The sequence below is a fragment of the Hydrogenophaga sp. genome (assembly GCF_025699295.1).
In the GTDB taxonomy this organism is placed as follows: Bacteria; Pseudomonadota; Gammaproteobacteria; order Burkholderiales; family Burkholderiaceae_C; genus Hydrogenophaga.
In genome coordinates this window covers 110,997-126,160 of record NZ_JAILWB010000010.1, presented here as the reverse complement: position 1 = coordinate 126,160, position 15,164 = coordinate 110,997, and the positions used below count along the sequence as shown (strand labels likewise).

Genomic DNA, 15,164 nt, shown 5'->3' with positions numbered 1-15,164 from the left:
GGATTGACGCAAATGGCAAACACACTTCTCAAAGTCAGTGGTCTGAAGGTCGCGTATGGCGGCATCAAGGCCGTCAAGGGCATTGATCTCGAAGTTCGCGAAGGCGAGTTGATCTCGCTCATCGGCTCCAACGGTGCGGGCAAGACCACCACCATGAAGGCGATCACCGGCTCGCTCGGCTATGAGGCTGGCAACATCGAGTATCTCGGCCAGAGCATCAAGGGCAAGGGCGCCTGGGACCTGGTCAGGCAGGGCCTGGCCATGGTGCCGGAAGGCCGCGGCGTGTTCACCCGCATGTCCATCACCGAGAACCTGCAGATGGGCGCCTACATCCGCAACGACAAGGGTGGCATCGCGCAGGACATCGAACGCATGTTCGGCATCTTCCCGCGCCTCAAGGAGCGCAAGGACCAGCTCGCCGGCACCATGAGCGGCGGCGAGCAGCAGATGCTCGCCATGGCGCGCGCGCTGATGAGCCAGCCCAAGGTGCTGCTGCTCGACGAACCTTCCATGGGCCTCTCGCCCATCATGGTCGACAAGATCTTCGAGGTGGTGCGCGATGTGTCCCAGCAGGGAGTGACCATCCTGCTGGTGGAGCAGAACGCCCGCCGCGCGCTGCAGATCGCCGACCGCGGCTACGTGATGGATTCGGGCGAAATCATCATGACCGGCAACGGCCGCGACATGCTCGACGACCCGAAAGTGCGGGCCGCTTACCTCGGCGAATAGCGCAAGGGCTGTTCGCTCCGCGAAGGGTTTTCTGAAGCGAGGCGCTGCTTTCCAGGGCACCCGAGGAACCGGCTCCGCCGGTCCCAGGGTGCGCCCCCCTGGAGGGGGGGCGCGCGGCCGCGCGGCGGGGGGTGCTCCAAAACCTACAATCATGGGTTGCGCACTTCGGTGCCCAACCCATTTTTCATTCATGACCCAAGCCCAAACCCCCGACGCCGGCGCGCCCGCGCAAGACCAGAACCAGCTCATCGCCGAACGCCGCGAGAAGCTCAAGGCCCTGCGTGAGGCCCAGAAACAGGGGCAGGGCGTGGCGTTTCCGAACGACTTCAAACCCGCCGACAAGGCTGCCGACCTGTTCGCCCGCTTTGGCGAGAGCACGAAGGAAACCCTGGAAGCCGAGCCGGTACGCGCCAGCGTGGCCGGGCGCATGATGCTCAAGCGCGTGATGGGCAAGGCCAGCTTCGCCACGCTGCAGGACGCGTCCTTCGGCCCCTCGGGCGGGCGCATCCAGATCTACCTGAACAACGACAGCGTGGGCGAGGCCCTGCACAACACCTTCAAGCACTGGGACCTGGGCGATATCGTCGCTGCCGAAGGCGTGCTCATGCGCACCCGCACCGGCGAGCTCACCATCCACGCCGACCGCATCCGCCTCATCACCAAGAGCCTGCGCCCGCTGCCCGACAAGTTCCACGGCATCCACGACCAGGAGATCAAGTACCGCCAGCGCTACGTGGACCTGATGACCGACGAGGGCGCGCGCAAGCGTTTCGTCGCGCGCAGCCAGGCCCTGTCCAGCATCCGCGACTTCATGGTCGGCCACGGTTTCCTGGAAGTCGAGACGCCGATGCTGCACCCCATTCCGGGTGGTGCCAACGCCAAGCCCTTCAAGACGCACCACAACGCGCTCGACCAGGAAATGTTCCTGCGCATCGCGCCCGAGCTGTACCTGAAGCGCCTGCTGGTGGGCGGGTTTGATCGCGTGTTCGAGATCAACCGCAACTTCCGCAACGAAGGCATCAGCGTGCGGCACAACCCCGAATTCACCATGATGGAGTTCTACGCGGCGTACTGGAACTACCAGGATCTGATGGACTTCAACGAGCAGCTGATTCGCCACGTGGTCAAACAAGTGCGCGGTGACGAGCCGCTGACCTACCAGGGCCAGCCGGTGGACGTGGACTCGCCGTTCGAACGCCTGACGATCCGCGAAGCGATCGTGAAGTACACCGACGCCGGCGACAGCGTGGACGACGCCGCCTGGCTGCAGGCCCAGCTGAAAAAGCTGGGTATGAGCGAAGAGAAGCACCAGCTTTCCACGCGCAGCCTGCCGAGCCTGCAGGTGCTGTACTTCGAGGAGAAGGTCGAGGACAAGCTCTGGAATCCGACCTTCATCATGGACCACCCGACCGAGATCTCGCCGCTGGCGCGCGCGAACGACGCGAACCCTGCGGTGACCGAGCGCTTCGAGCTCTACATCACCGGCCGCGAGTTCGGCAACGCTTTCTCCGAGCTCAACGACGCCGAGGACCAGGCCGCGCGCTTCCAGGCCCAGGCTTCAGCCAAGGATGGTGGCGACGAAGAAGCCATGTTCTTCGATGCGGACTACATCCGCGCGCTCGAGTACGGCATGCCCCCGGCCGGCGGCTGCGGCATCGGCATCGACCGCCTCATGATGCTGCTGACCGACAGCCCGAGCATCCGCGACGTGATCCTGTTCCCCGCGCTGCGCCGGGAGCACTGAGCGTCAACGCCACAGCAGGGCCAGCGCCAGTCCCGCCAGGGTGAACCCCGACATCAGCCACCAGTGGTGCCGCCGCCGCCGCGCCAGTGGTGAGCTGCCTTCAAAGTCGTACTGGAAGTGCTCCGAGACGATGCGCTCCGCGGGCGTGCCGCGCGCCGTCAATGCGGTCTCCACCGCGTCCATCATGGGCTCGGGCCCGCAGATGAGGTGGCAGGCCGAATCCACCAGCGGGGCCACGTCGGGGTGCTGCAGCGCCAGGGCAAGACCGGCGGCATCCAGCCGCCCGCGCAGACCCTGCCAGTCGGCGTCGGGCTCCTGCACCATGGGCACGATCGCAAAATCGGCCAGCGCACCGACGCCGGTGAGCGCCTCCACATCCACCATCTGGCGCGGGTGCGTGTCGGCGTAGATCAGGCGGATCGGGCGGGCGTCCCGTCGCGCCACCGCGTCCGCCAGCAGGCCCACGAACGGCGCCACGCCGATGCCGCCGGCGTGCATCACGACGGCCGGTGCATCGGTGGGCACCTCAAAGCGGCCATGCGGGCCGTCGAAGTAAAGGGCATCGCCCAGGCGGCTGCGCGGCAATGCCCGCGTCATGTCGCCGGCCTCCTTGATCAGGAAGGTCAGCGTGCCCCGGGCATCGGGCGCGTTGCAGATGGAAAACGGGTTGTCGCGATGGGGCCAGCGCTGGCGCAGCTTGATCCAGGCGAACTGACCGGCCCGAAAACGCGCCGGCCACGGGCCGCATGGCGTCGCCTCCAGCAGCCAGATCTTCTCGGCGCAGCGCTGCAGCTTCTCGATGCGGTACGGGCGCGCGCCCTGCCAGAGCGGCCGCGCCAGATAGACCCACAACCACGACACCAGCGCCAGACTCGCCAGGATCCACCAGAACAGGGCCACCGCGTCCAGTTGCGCATAGCGACCGGAGACCAGCGTGTGGTGCAGCCCCAGGCCGAGCACCGCCAGGGCCAGCGCACTGTGCAGCAGGCGCCAGGTCTCATGGCGGATGCCGCTGCGCTGCCGCCAGACCGCCGTCGCCACCAGCAACAGCAAAGCGCCCAGTGCCAGCAGGCCGGTGGCCAGGCCCCAATCGCCACCGCCTATGCGCAAGGCCTGCGCCGCGCTGGTGTCCACCGGCCCGGGTGGCGCGCGCCACAAGGTGTAGAAGAAGGGGTGCAGTACCAGCAGCAGCACGAAGGTGCGCGCAAACCACTGGTGTGTCTGCATCAGCAGGTCGCTGCCCAGCCAGCCCGACAGGGGCTTGAAGCGACCCAGCAGAAAGAATGACAGCAGCACCCCGCTGAATCCGATCATGGCCAGGCCGGACGCCCAATCGTCCAACCAGGGCCGCGGTTCAAGGCCTGCCGCGCGCGCGGCCAGCACGCTCAATGCCACTGGCAGCAGCAACAGAGCCAGGTACAGCGCACTCCACAGAACCATCCTGTTGATCAAGGCCGGATCCCCCGAGGTGGTGGGTGGCCAGCCAGGGCTTTGGCTGGCCTGCGCCCCATCCTGCAGGCCCGGGCGAAGGGGGTCAACCCGTTCGACGCCGTCGATTGATCTGGCGCAAAAAAGCCCGGACAGACGCGAGGCCTGGCCGGGCTTGGGCGGGGGGCGGGCTCAGGCGAATTCGCTCAAGGCCTTGCGCATCTTCTTCATGGCCGCCACCTCGATCTGTCGCACCCGTTCAGCGCTCACGCCGTACACGGCCGCCAGCTCGTGCAGCGTCATGCCGCCGGATCCGTCGTCGTTCACCTTGAGCCAGCGCTCGCTCACGATGCGGCGCGAGCGCTCATCGAGCTCGTTCATGGCCTGGGCCACGCCCTCGGTGGCCAGGCGGTCGCGCTGCGCCGACTCCAGCATCGCGGTTGGCTCGTGGGTGGCGTCGGCCAGGTAGGCAATCGGGCCGAAGCGGTCTTCACCGTCGTCGCCCGGGGACGGGTCCAGCACCACATCACCGCCCGAGAGGCGCGTTTCCATCTCGCGCACTTCTTCCGGCTTCACGTTGAGCTCGCGTGCCATCACGCTCACCTCGTTGTCGGACAGCACCTCGCGGTGGGTGTCGCCGTCCAGCGCATCGGCGCGAAAGCCCTGCTTGCGCGAGCGCAGGTTGAAGAACAGCTTGCGCTGTGCCTTGGTCGTGGCCAGCTTGACCATGCGCCAGTTCTTCAGGATGTACTCATGGATCTCGGCCTTGATCCAGTGCATGGCGTAGCTCACCAGGCGCACACCCTGGTCCGGGTCGAAGCGCTTGACGGCCTTCATCAGGCCGACGTTGCCTTCCTGGATCAGGTCGCCGTGGGGCAGGCCGTAGCCCAGGTACTGGCGGGAAATCGACACGACCAGGCGCAGGTGCGACATGACCAGCTGACCAGCGGCGTCCAGGTCGTTGTCGTCGCGCAGGCGGCGCGCGGCCTGCTGCTCCTGCTCCAGCGTGAGCAGCGGCAGGCGGTTGACCGCGGAAATGTAGGCGTCCAGGTTGCCCAGGGGCGGCACCAGCGCCCAGGGGTTCGCCACGGCGAGCGAGCCGGAGGCGGCGGTGGCAACGGGGGCAAGTGTGTGGGACATGTTCAACCCTCCTCAGGAAGTTCGGCAGAAATGTTAGCACTCTCTGGGAGTGAGTGCTAAGACGGAAGTTCCATGGCCTTCTGGGTCTGCGGAATTGGGCTCGGGCGGCTTTGAAAACCGCCGGAGCTTGACGTTCCTGCAGGCTTTTCCGACGGGTGGTTCGATGGGAATTTCCATAGGTCATTGATTTGAAACAGGATTTTCCTGGCTCATACCCCTCCCAGATAGACCAGCGCCGCGTTCACGACATACGTCGCCACCAGCCCCAGGCTTACCCAGCTGAGCACGCGCAAGGCGCGTCCCTTGGGCCGCATGACCAGGCCGATGATGACCAGGCCCGTCATCACCAGTGCCGTCACCGCAGTGCCGGCGTGCACGGGCGCCGCGTCGGCCAGCAGGGGGCCGCGCACGTGGAAGGCGTCGTCGACCGCCAGGATGGCGACGTTGAACAAATTGCTGCCCAGCAGGTTGCCGATGGCCATGTCCAGCGCCCCGAGCCGCAGTGCGCCCAGCGTCACGGCCATTTCGGGCAGGGTGGTGACGACGGCCATGAGCACGGTGCCGACGAAGCTGCGCGACAACCCCATCGCCTGCGCCAGTTCGTCGGCCACCTGCGGCAACCAGGTGCCCGCCGCCAGCACCACCAGCGCGGCCAGGCCGAATGTGCGCCAGTGGCGCCGGGTCTGTTGCGCAAGGGCGGGCGGGGCGGGCGCGAACGCCGCCGGGGCATCGGCCATGGCCTGGCGCTCGTGCCCGTGCACGCCCTTGAGTGCCAGCAGGTACAGCGCCAGCAGCAAGGGGCTGTACACCCCGACGTGCAGAACCGCCGGCGCGCGCGCGCCGGTGAGCAGGCTCAGGGCGACGAAACCCAGCATCACCACGCCGAAGCCGGCCGACAGCAGGTGCGTCGCGCTGGCTTCGCCGTACATCGGCTGGTCGCGCTGCAGGGCATCGACGGCCACGAGGAACAGCAGGTTGACGACACAGGCCCCGAGCGCATTGCCCACGGCGAGGTTGGGCGCGCCCACCAGGCTGACCGCGCTGATGCCCGAGGCCAGTTCGGGCAAGGAGGTGACCGTGGCCAGCAGCGCCACGCCGACCCAGCCGCGTCCCCAGCCGTAGGTGTCGGCGAGGGCGTCGGCGCTGCGGCTGAGCACATAGCCCGCGCGCGCGATCAGCGCGGCGCAGACCGTGAACTGGAGCACCAGCCAGGCACCCGTCATGCCCGGTCTCCGTGCGCCGCGCGCACCCAGAGCTTGCGCACCTCTTCGGCCCAGAGCACGGTGCTCGCCAGCAGCAGCAACGACATCAGCGTGTCCAGCGGCAGCGGCACGGTGTGGAACAGCGTGTTCATCGGAGGCACGTACAGCACCAGCGCCTGCAGCAGCATCGACAGCGACAACCCGCCCAGCAGCCAGCGGTTGCGCAGGATGCCCAGCTGCAGGCTCGATCGCGTGGCGGACTGGCAGTTGAGCACGTTGAACCACTGGCACATGGCCAGCACGGTGAAGGTCTCGGTGCGCACGATCTCCAGCGCCACGCCCTGGTCCAGCCGCCAGGCGAACCAGCCGAACGTCACGGCCGCGATCAGTGGCGTCATCAGCGCCACGCGCCGCAGCAGCTCCGCGCTGAGCAGCCAATCGTCGCGCGGCACCGGCGCGCGTTTCATCTCGTCGCCGTCGGCCGGGTCCATCACCAGGTTCACCGTCACCGTGCCCTCGGTGACGAGGTTGATCCACAGGATCTGCACCGCCGCCAGCGGCAGCGGGAAACCGCCTACCAGCGCCAGCAGCAGCACCAGTACCTCGGCCAGCGAAGTGGCCAGCAGGTACAGGATCACCTTCTTGAGGTTGGCGTAGACCACGCGGCCCTGTTCGACCGCGCTGACGATGGTGGCGAAGTTGTCATCGGTGATCACGATCCGGGCCGCGCTCTTGGCCACCTCGGTGCCGGTGATGCCCATGGCCACGCCGACATCGGCGCGCGCCAGCGCCGGCGCGTCGTTGACGCCATCGCCTGTCATGGCCACCACCTCTCCGCGGGCCTGCAGCGCCTCGACGATGCGCAGCTTCTGCGCCGGCTGCACGCGTGCGAACACCGCGATGCCGGGCAGTTCCTCGCGCAGATCGGCTTCGCCCATGCGCTCGAGTTCGGGGCCGTCCACGGCGCGGCACGCGCCACCGCCCTGGCCGTCGTCGGCAATGCCCAGCGCGCGCGCGATCGCCAGGCCCGTGAGTTTGTGGTCGCCGGTGACCATGATCGGGCGAATGCCTGCGTCCCGGCATTCCGCGACCGAGCGCCTGACCTCCTCGCGCGGCGGGTCGATCTGGCCAATCAGGCCGAGCAGCCGCGCGCGGCCGGCCAGTGCGTCGAAGCCTGCCGCCGCATCGAGCGCGTCGTCGTCCACCGCGGCGAAGGCCAGCACGCGCAGCGCCCGCGCGGCCATGGCCTCGGCGGCTTCGCGGGCGGCCCGCAGTCCCGCGCCGCCTTCTGCCGCGCACAGCCGCAGCACGGACTCGGGCGCGCCCTTCATCCACACGCGGCGCGGTGCGCTCGCCATGCGATGGCGGGTGGCCATCAGCTTGGTGTCCGAATCAAAAGGCAGCTCGGCCTCGCGCGGCGCGTCCTGGCGCAGGGCGTCGATGGCGAACCCCGCCTTGCGGGCCAGCACCAGCAGCGCGCCTTCGGTCGGGTCACCCAGCACCGTCCAGTCCGTGCGCTCGTCCTCGGGCGGCAGCAGTTGCGCGTCGTTGCACAGCGCGGCGGCCACGCACAGGTCGCGCAGCGCGGTGTCGGTGAGGGCCGCGGGCCTGCCCGCCTCGGCCAGTTCTCCCTCTGGCACGTAGCCAATGCCGCCCACGGTGATCTCGCGGCCGCCGGGCAGCCACAGCACCACTGCCGTCATCTCGTTGCGCGTGAGCGTGCCGGTCTTGTCGCTGCAGATCACGGTGGTGGAGCCCAGCGTTTCCACGGCCGACAGGCGCCGGATGATGGCGCCGCGCTCGGCCATGCGCTGCATGCCCACGGCCAGCGCGATCGTCATCGCCACCGGCAGGCCCTCGGGCACCATGGAGACCATCTGGCTGATGGCCACCATCAGGACCTCGGACAGCGGCAGCTCGCGCCACAGGCCCAGCAGCACCACCAGAACGAACAGGCCCAGTGCCACCCCCACCAGGGCGCGGCCGAAACCCTCCAGGCGCAGCTCCAGCGGCGTCCTCGGTTCCTCGGCATGCTCGGTCAGGCCGGCGATGCGGCCCACCTCGGTATGCATGCCCGTGGCCACCACGACCGCGCGCGCCCGTCCGGCGGTCACATGGGTGCCCGAATACACCATGCAGTGGCGATCGGCCAGCGTGGTGGCCTCGGGCAGGGCGGCCACGGACTTGGACACCGGCACCGACTCACCGGTGAGAGCCGCCTCGGCCACCTGCAGCTGCGCCGCGTCGATCAGACGCGCGTCGGCCACCACCGCGTCGCCAGCGGCCAGCAGCACCAGATCGCCCGGCACCAGTTCGCGCGCCTCGATCGACTGCTCGGCCCCGTCGCGCAGCACGCGCACATGCAGGGCGGACAGGCGGCGCAGCGCCGCCATCGAGCGTTCGGCCCGCCCTTCCTGGAAGCTGCCGATCAGCGCATTGATCAGCACCACCGCCAGGATGACCAGTGCGTCGCCCAGGTGCCCCAGTCCTCCGGCCAGCACCGCAGCCACCAGCAGGATGTAGATCAGCGGGCTCTTGAACTGGCGCGCGAACGTGCGCCACAGCGGACGCGCGGGCGCCTCGGGCAAGGCGTTCGGGCCATGCCGGGCCTGCCGGGCCAGGGCCTCGTCACCGCACAGGCCCTGCTGCGCATCCAGGTCGAAGTGGCGCAAGACCTGCGCCACCGGCAGTGCGTGCCAGACGGGGCCGATGTCGGGCGCGCCCTTTTCGGTCATTCAGTGGTTCACGACGCCTCGGAGCGCGCGTTGCTCTTGAAGAAATTCATCCATTGGCTTGCGAGCGCCTGCATGCTGTCGGTGGAAGCCACGGCGGGCTGCAGACCACTCTCCTCGGCCAGATGACCGAAGCGGCTGATCAGCTCGTTCTGCATGTCCACGGCCACGGCGCCGATCTGTTGCCAGTACCGGGTGGCGCCTTCGACGTCGAAGCGCATCAGGTCGGCCTGGATCTCCAGCAACTGCGCGGGGTCGCTGGCTTCCCTGAGCCGTTGCGCCGCGTTCGAGTAGTGGGTCAGCGCGTCATGCGCCGCCTTCTCCTGGATGTGGCGCATGGCTTCGAAACCATGGAACATCGCGCAGGCGCTCTCGGTCGCCACCGTCATCTGCTGGCGTGGCAGGTCCAGCGCGGCGCTCAGGGCCTCGGTGGGCGCCGCAATCGCCGGCGCGGCCTTGGTGGTTCGTTTGGTGGCCATGGTCGTGTCCTTTCCTGTGAAGAAATGGGGGAGCGGGAACCGCCCATTCATGATGGGCGCGATGACCGGGCCGCGCATTGACGAAGGTCAACCGCGGGCCGGTCCCCGCAACCTGCTGTGTGGGCTGTTCACCCCCAGCGAGACAGTCATGGCCACCGGATGGTTCCTGATCACCCGTTCAGCGCCGGACTTCATCGGGCGACGCCGCGTCGTCGAGGTGCTCGCCGTCGCAGCCTGGCGGGGGTCGTTCCTGGCCATATCGATCGATGCGCGCTTGATGTAGCGCAAGCGCCCGCGCGGCGCGTGGCCCATCATGGCGGCATGCCCCGACACGAAGTACCCGAACCCCATGGTCCGACCCCGATCGACGTGCCGCTCAAGCTGTGGATCGCCCGCCTGGCCAACGGCCTGTCGCCGGCGGCGCTCGCGCAGGCGCAGACCGACTGGTGGCTTCACCTGCTGGTCTCGCCCGCGCGGCAGGCGCAACTGGCCACCAGCGCGCTGCACAAGACGCAGGCCTGGTGGCACTACCTCTGGCGCGTCTCGCAGGGCCCGTGCGACGACTGCGTGACGCCCGCGCCGCAGGACAAGCGCTTCAGCCGGCCCGAATGGCGGCAGCTGCCGTTCAACGCGCTGGCCCAGGGCTTCCTGCTGCAGCAGCAGTGGTGGGCCGAAGCCACGCACGGCGTGCGCGGCGTCTCGCGCCACCATGAAGAAGTCACGGCCTTCGTCGCGCGGCAGTGGCTGGACATGTTCTCGCCCTCGAACTTTCCGCTCACCAACCCGCAAGTGCTTCAGGAAACGCTGCGCACCGGCGGCGCCAATCTCGCCAGCGGCGCGAAGAACTGGGGGCGCGACGCGCTGGCCGTGGCCACCGGCGGCAAGGCACGCGGCGTCGAGGCCTTTGCGCCAGGTCGCGAACTCGCGCTCACGCCCGGCCAGGTGGTGATGCGCAACCACCTGGTCGAATTGATCCAGTACGAACCGGCCACGCCCACGGTGCACCGCGAGCCGGTGCTGATCGTGCCCTCGTGGATCATGAAGTACTACATCCTCGACCTCACACCCGATGACTCGCTGGTGCGCCATCTCGTCGCGCAGGGGCATACCGTGTTCATGGTCTCCTGGCGCAACCCCGGCAGCGAGGACGCATCGCTCGGCATGGACGACTACCTGCAACACGGCGTGCTGCAAGCGCTGGACGCGGTGCGCGAACGCTGCCCCGGCGCCGGCGTGCACGCGGCCGGCTACTGCCTGGGCGGCACGCTGCTGGCCATGGCCGCGGCCCTGCTCGGCGCGCGCGGCGAACACGTGCTCAAGAGCGTGTCGCTGCTCGCGGCGCAGGTGGACTTCGAGGAGCCGGGCGAGCTCGGCCTGTTCATCGACGAGAGCCAGATCGCCTTCCTGGAGGACGTGATGGCCGAACACGGCTACCTCGACGGCCGGCGCATGGCCGGCGCCTTCCAGCTCATCAACTCCCGGGACCTGGTGTGGTCCAAACTCGTGCACGAGTACCTGATGGGCGCGCACACACCCGTGACGCCGCTGCGCGCCTGGAACGCCGACGCCACCCGCCTGCCCGCGCGCATGCACAGCGAATACCTGCGCCGCCTGTACCTGCGCAACGACCTGGCCGAAGGGCGCTACCGCGTGGGCGACGAGCCCATCCACCTGGACGCGATCCGCGCGCCGCTGTACGTGCTGGCCACGGAGCGCGACCACGTCTCGCCCTGGACCTCGGTCTACAAGATCCTGCGTCTGGTACAGGCACCTGCCAGCTTCGTGCTGAGCACGGGCGGCCACAACGTGGGCATCGTGAGCCCGCCCGGCGGCCCGCTGGCGCACCCGGAGGCGGGCTACCGCGCGGGCGAGTGGGCGCCACGCCAGGCGCCGGACGACCCTTGGCAATGGTTCGAGCACGCACCGGCGCATGCGGGCTCGTGGTGGCCCCACTGGCAGGGGTGGCTGGCCACGCATTCCTCGCGCCGCGTGAAGGCGCGGCCCGTGGCGGGCTTGCGGGTGCATGGTCGCGCAGTGCCCGCGCCCGGCACCTATGTGCACGGCGACGCGGAGGTGGCGCCATGAGCGTTCGCCACCTCGACCGGATGTTCCAGCCGCGTTCCGTGGCGGTGATCGGCGTTTCCCGACGGCCCGACGCCGTGGGCGCGCTGGTGTGGCGCAACCTGCGCGCGGGTGGCTTCGCGGGCCCGCTGTGGGCGGTGAACCACCGGCCGTTCGAACTCGACGGCCAGACCGTGCACGCCAGCGTGGACGCGCTGCCCGGCACGCCCGACCTCGCTGTCATCTGCACGCCCGCGCCCAGCGTGCCCGGCCTGGTGGCGCAGCTCGGCCACCTGGGCACGCGCGCGGCCATCGTGCTCACGGCCGGCCTGCGCGAAGGGCGCGCGCCCGACGGCCGCAGCCTGGAGCAGGCCATGCTCGACGCGGCGCGCCCCCACGTACTGCGCATCCTCGGGCCCAACTGCATCGGCGCCCTGGTGCCGGGCCAGGCGCTCAACGCCAGCTTCGCGCCGGGGCAGGCGCTGCCCGGCGAACTGGCCTTCGTCACGCAATCGGGCGCGCTCGCCACGGCCATGCTCGACTGGGCCAGCGAGCGCGGCATCGGCTTCTCGCACTTCATCTCGCTGGGCGACAGCGCCGACGTGGACTTCGGCGACCTGCTCGACCTGCTGGGCAGCGACGGGCACACGCGCGCCATCCTGCTCTACATCGAGTCGGTGAAACACGCGCGCAAGTTCATGTCGGCCGCGCGCGCGGCAGCGCGCAACAAGCCGGTGGTGCTGGTCAAGGCCGGCCGGCGACCCGATGGCGCGCGCGCGGCGGCCTCGCACACCGGAGCGCTGACCGGATCGGACGCGGTGTTCGACGCCGCCGTGCGACGCGCCGGCATGCTGCGCGTGGACACGCTCGAAGCCCTGTTCGACGCCGCGCAGACGCTCTCTCGCGTGCGCCACTGGCGCGGCCCGCGGCTGGCCGTGCTTACCAACGGCGGCGGCGCCGGCGTTCTCGCGGTCGACGCCCTGGGCAGCGGCGAGCTCGCCACCCTGTCGGACGACACGCTCGCGCAGCTCGACGCCTGCCTGCCGACGAACTGGTCGCACGGCAACCCGGTGGACATCATCGGCGACGCCCCGCCCGCGCGCTATCTCGATGCCCTGCGCGTGCTGCGCGCGGCGCCCGAGGTGGACGGCATCCTGTTCATGCACGCGCCCACCGCGATCGCCTCGCCCGACGCGATCGCGCAGGCCTGCCTGCCCCTGCTGCGCGAAGCCGACCGGCCGGTGCTGGCCTGCTGGCTCGGTGGCCAGCGCGTGGCCGCCGCGCGCGAGCTGTTCGGCGAACACGGCATCGCCTGCTACGCCACGCCCGAGCGCGCCGCGGCGGCGTGGTTGCAGCTGCGCGACCACCATGCCGCGCAGGCCGCCCTGCTGCAGCTGCCCGAGTCGCGCGCCGAGCTGGACTACCCGGACCGCGAAGGCGCGCGCGCCCTGGTGGACGCGGCGCTGGCCAGCGGCCAGGAATGGCTCGACGAACTCGATGCCAAGCGCCTGCTGGGTGCCTACGGCATCCCGTGCGTGGCCACCGAGCGCGTGGACAGCGTGGACGCCGCGCTGGCCGCGGCCGGGCGCATCGGCTACCCGGTAGCGCTCAAGATCGTCTCGCCCGCGATCCTGCACAAGTCGGACGTGGGTGGCGTGGCGCTGAACCTGGCCGATGCCGCGCAACTGCGCGCCGAGGCCCTGCGCATGCGCGAACGCGTGGCGAATGCGCAGCCCGATGCACCGCTGAGCGGCTTCACCGTGCAGGCCATGGCGGTGCGCCCGCGCGCCATCGAGACCATCGTCGGCATCGGCAGCGACCCGGTGTTCGGGCCGGTGCTGCTGTTCGGCGAAGGCGGCACGGCGGTGGAGGTGCGCGCGGACCGCGCGATCGCGCTGCCTCCGCTCAACGCGGTGCTGGCACGCGGGCTGATCGCGCGCACGCGCGTGGCCGGCCTGCTGCACGGCTACCGCGGCCGCCCGCCAGCCAGCGAGGACGCGATCGTGGACGTGCTGCTGCGCCTGAGCCAGCTCGCGAGCGACCTCGCACCCGTGGCCGAGCTCGACATCAACCCGCTGCTCGTGGACGAGCAGGGCGCCATCGCGCTGGACGCGCGCGTGCGCGTGCGCCACGCCGAGCCCACGCGCGAAGGCTCGCACCTGGCACTGCGCCCCTATCCGTCTGGCCTCGAATCGGACCTGGCCATCGGCGGCGAGACGCTGCGCGTGCGACCCATCCGCCCGGACGACGGCGAACGGCTTGCGCGCTTCTACGAAAACTGCTCCCCCGAAGACCTGCGCCTGCGCTTCTTCTTCACGCGCCGCGAGGTGCCGACCAGCGAGCTGGCCCGCTATTGCCAGATCGACTACGAGCGCGAGATGGCCTTCGTGGCGCTGTCCGGTGACACCCTGTGCGGCGAAGCTCGGGCGGTGTGCGACCCCGACAACGACACCGCCGAGTTCGCCGTGCAGGTGGCCGGCGACTGGCAGGGTCGCGGCCTGGGGTGGTCCCTGCTCGGCACACTGATCGGGCACCTGCGCGCGCGCGGCACGCGCGAGCTGGTGGGCTCGTGCCTGGAGACCAACCATGGCATGGTGGGCCTGGCGCGCCAGATGGGATTCCACCTGTACGGCAACGCCGATGGCACGTTGCAGTTGCGTCTTTCATTGCAGTGAGGCACCCGGGCATCCGGGGTGGCGCAGCGACCTGCAAGGCGCTGAAGTTCAGCGCATGCCCACCTGCCGGTCGGCCAGCCGCACGAACTCCACCATGGCCGGCCCGATCGTCTTCAGCAGATCGGCGGGCTTGGCCCGGTAGCCCGGCACCGCGCAGTTGAACAGCAAGCGCCTGGACCCATAGCGGATGTTCGATGCAACGCCCACCGCCAGGACACCCAGGCCCGCGTCGCCCATGTTGATGGCGAAGCCGCGCTTGGTGTAGTTGCTCAGGCTGTCCTTGAGTCCTTCCGTGCTGCGCGTGTATTCGTCGGGGCGTGCGCGTCGCGCATGGGCCAGAAAGGCGTTGCGTTCCGACGCCGTGTGCTGTGCCAGCCAGGCGCGGCCCATGGCGGTCTCCACGATGCCGCGCACCGCACCGACGCCAGGGCGCTTGAGTGTGCCGTGCAGGTGCGCATTGGTTTCGACGTAGACCACGTCCAGGTCCATGGTCACGCCGACGGACACCGCGCCTTCGAAGCGGTCCGCCATCTGCTGCATGGCCGGGCGCAGCTGCGCGAGCAGCGGCGTCTGAATGACGTAGGGATAGCCCAGGGCCACGGCCGCGGGGCCGATGAAATAGCGGTCCAGCCGGTCGTCGTGGTCCAGATAGCCCAGCGCCTGCAAGGTGCGGCACAGGCGGCTCACCGTCGAACGGGGGATGCCCAGGCGCTCGGCGAATTCGCTGTTGGCATGGGCCCGCGGGTCCTGCACGAAACACTGCAGGATCATCAGCCCCTTGGCCAGGGTGCCGGAGAAGTCGGGATCCGTCTCGCGCACCAGGCGCAGGCCCTTCTGGTCCTTGATCTGGTACATGGCGCGGGATGTTCGCATGGCGGGTCGCATTGTCCGGTGGGTGGGGTCGAGACCGCATCGCAGTTCCAATATATGGAACTGCAGTTCATCTTCGCATGGTGCCACACCTACATTGCGAC

The 15,164-nt window shown here is 69.5% G+C and carries 11 protein-coding genes; 5 read left to right on the top strand and 6 right to left on the bottom strand.

Annotation, left to right across the window (positions count from 1 at the left end):
• Window positions 1-3: 3 nt before the first annotated feature.
• A complete protein-coding gene (locus K5880_RS12345; protein WP_297652403.1) occupies window positions 4-729 on the top strand; it encodes an ABC transporter ATP-binding protein in 726 nt (241 codons plus the stop codon).
• A 190-nt stretch (window positions 730-919) separates the two neighbouring features.
• The gene (gene lysS / locus K5880_RS12340) at window positions 920-2,473 is read left to right on the top strand and encodes a lysine--tRNA ligase (protein WP_297652400.1); all 1,554 of its coding nucleotides are present in this window, start codon (window positions 920-922) and stop codon (window positions 2,471-2,473) included.
• Between the two features lie 3 nt (window positions 2,474-2,476).
• Here the strand turns inward: lysS and K5880_RS12335 are convergent, their stop codons facing one another.
• From K5880_RS12335 to K5880_RS12315, 5 genes are all read right to left on the bottom strand, one after another.
• Window positions 2,477-3,913: a ferric reductase-like transmembrane domain-containing protein gene (locus K5880_RS12335; protein ID WP_297652397.1), complete on the bottom strand. Its 1,437-nt coding sequence runs from the start codon at window positions 3,911-3,913 to the stop codon at window positions 2,477-2,479.
• A 180-nt stretch (window positions 3,914-4,093) separates the two neighbouring features.
• Complete coding sequence (gene rpoH / locus K5880_RS12330; protein WP_297652395.1) at window positions 4,094-5,041, bottom strand: RNA polymerase sigma factor RpoH; 948 nt, start codon at window positions 5,039-5,041, stop codon at window positions 4,094-4,096.
• Window positions 5,042-5,250: 209 nt separating this feature from the next.
• Entirely contained in the window at window positions 5,251-6,264 is a 1,014-nt protein-coding gene (locus K5880_RS12325) for a sodium:calcium antiporter (protein ID WP_297652392.1), read from the bottom strand.
• The gene (locus K5880_RS12320; RefSeq protein WP_297652389.1) at window positions 6,261-8,978 is read right to left on the bottom strand and encodes an HAD-IC family P-type ATPase; all 2,718 of its coding nucleotides are present in this window, start codon (window positions 8,976-8,978) and stop codon (window positions 6,261-6,263) included. Before K5880_RS12320 ends, K5880_RS12325 begins: the two co-directional genes overlap by 4 nt.
• Window positions 8,979-8,986: 8 nt before the next feature.
• Window positions 8,987-9,454: a phasin family protein gene (locus K5880_RS12315; RefSeq protein ID WP_297652387.1), complete on the bottom strand. Its 468-nt coding sequence runs from the start codon at window positions 9,452-9,454 to the stop codon at window positions 8,987-8,989.
• Between the two features lie 49 nt (window positions 9,455-9,503).
• On the opposite strand from K5880_RS12315, the gene K5880_RS12310 reads away from it, so the two are divergent.
• From K5880_RS12310 to K5880_RS12300, 3 genes are read left to right on the top strand one after another with little or no spacing between them, the layout of a single operon-like run.
• Entirely contained in the window at window positions 9,504-9,737 is a 234-nt protein-coding gene (locus K5880_RS12310; RefSeq protein ID WP_297652384.1) for a hypothetical protein, read from the top strand.
• 38 nt (window positions 9,738-9,775) lie between these two features.
• Window positions 9,776-11,539: an alpha/beta fold hydrolase gene (locus K5880_RS12305; protein WP_297652380.1), complete on the top strand. Its 1,764-nt coding sequence runs from the start codon at window positions 9,776-9,778 to the stop codon at window positions 11,537-11,539.
• On the top strand, window positions 11,536-14,190 hold the full coding sequence (locus K5880_RS12300) for a bifunctional acetate--CoA ligase family protein/GNAT family N-acetyltransferase (protein WP_297652378.1): 2,655 nt from the start codon (window positions 11,536-11,538) through the stop codon (window positions 14,188-14,190). The genes K5880_RS12305 and K5880_RS12300 overlap by 4 nt, the downstream gene beginning before the upstream one ends.
• Before the next feature lie 48 nt (window positions 14,191-14,238).
• Here the strand turns inward: K5880_RS12300 and K5880_RS12295 are convergent, their stop codons facing one another.
• Window positions 14,239-15,063, bottom strand: a complete 825-nt coding sequence (locus K5880_RS12295; RefSeq protein WP_297652375.1) for a helix-turn-helix domain-containing protein — start codon at window positions 15,061-15,063, stop codon at window positions 14,239-14,241.
• Window positions 15,064-15,164 lie beyond the last annotated feature (101 nt).

What these genes read in the sequence shown, in the direction of transcription:
- lysS (WP_297652400.1), top strand. Translation starts at nt 920, where the DNA reads ATGACCCAAGCCCAAACCCCCGACGCCGGCGCGCCCGCGCAAGACCAG.
- K5880_RS12335 (WP_297652397.1), bottom strand. Translation starts at nt 3,913, where the DNA reads ATGGTTCTGTGGAGTGCGCTGTACCTGGCTCTGTTGCTGCTGCCAGTG.
- rpoH (WP_297652395.1), bottom strand. Translation starts at nt 5,041, where the DNA reads ATGTCCCACACACTTGCCCCCGTTGCCACCGCCGCCTCCGGCTCGCTC.
- K5880_RS12325 (WP_297652392.1), bottom strand. Translation starts at nt 6,264, where the DNA reads ATGACGGGTGCCTGGCTGGTGCTCCAGTTCACGGTCTGCGCCGCGCTG.
- K5880_RS12320 (WP_297652389.1), bottom strand. Translation starts at nt 8,978, where the DNA reads ATGACCGAAAAGGGCGCGCCCGACATCGGCCCCGTCTGGCACGCACTG.
- K5880_RS12315 (WP_297652387.1), bottom strand. Translation starts at nt 9,454, where the DNA reads ATGGCCACCAAACGAACCACCAAGGCCGCGCCGGCGATTGCGGCGCCC.
- K5880_RS12310 (WP_297652384.1), top strand. Translation starts at nt 9,504, where the DNA reads ATGATGGGCGCGATGACCGGGCCGCGCATTGACGAAGGTCAACCGCGG.
- K5880_RS12305 (WP_297652380.1), top strand. Translation starts at nt 9,776, where the DNA reads ATGCCCCGACACGAAGTACCCGAACCCCATGGTCCGACCCCGATCGAC.
- K5880_RS12300 (WP_297652378.1), top strand. Translation starts at nt 11,536, where the DNA reads ATGAGCGTTCGCCACCTCGACCGGATGTTCCAGCCGCGTTCCGTGGCG.
- K5880_RS12295 (WP_297652375.1), bottom strand. Translation starts at nt 15,063, where the DNA reads ATGCGAACATCCCGCGCCATGTACCAGATCAAGGACCAGAAGGGCCTG.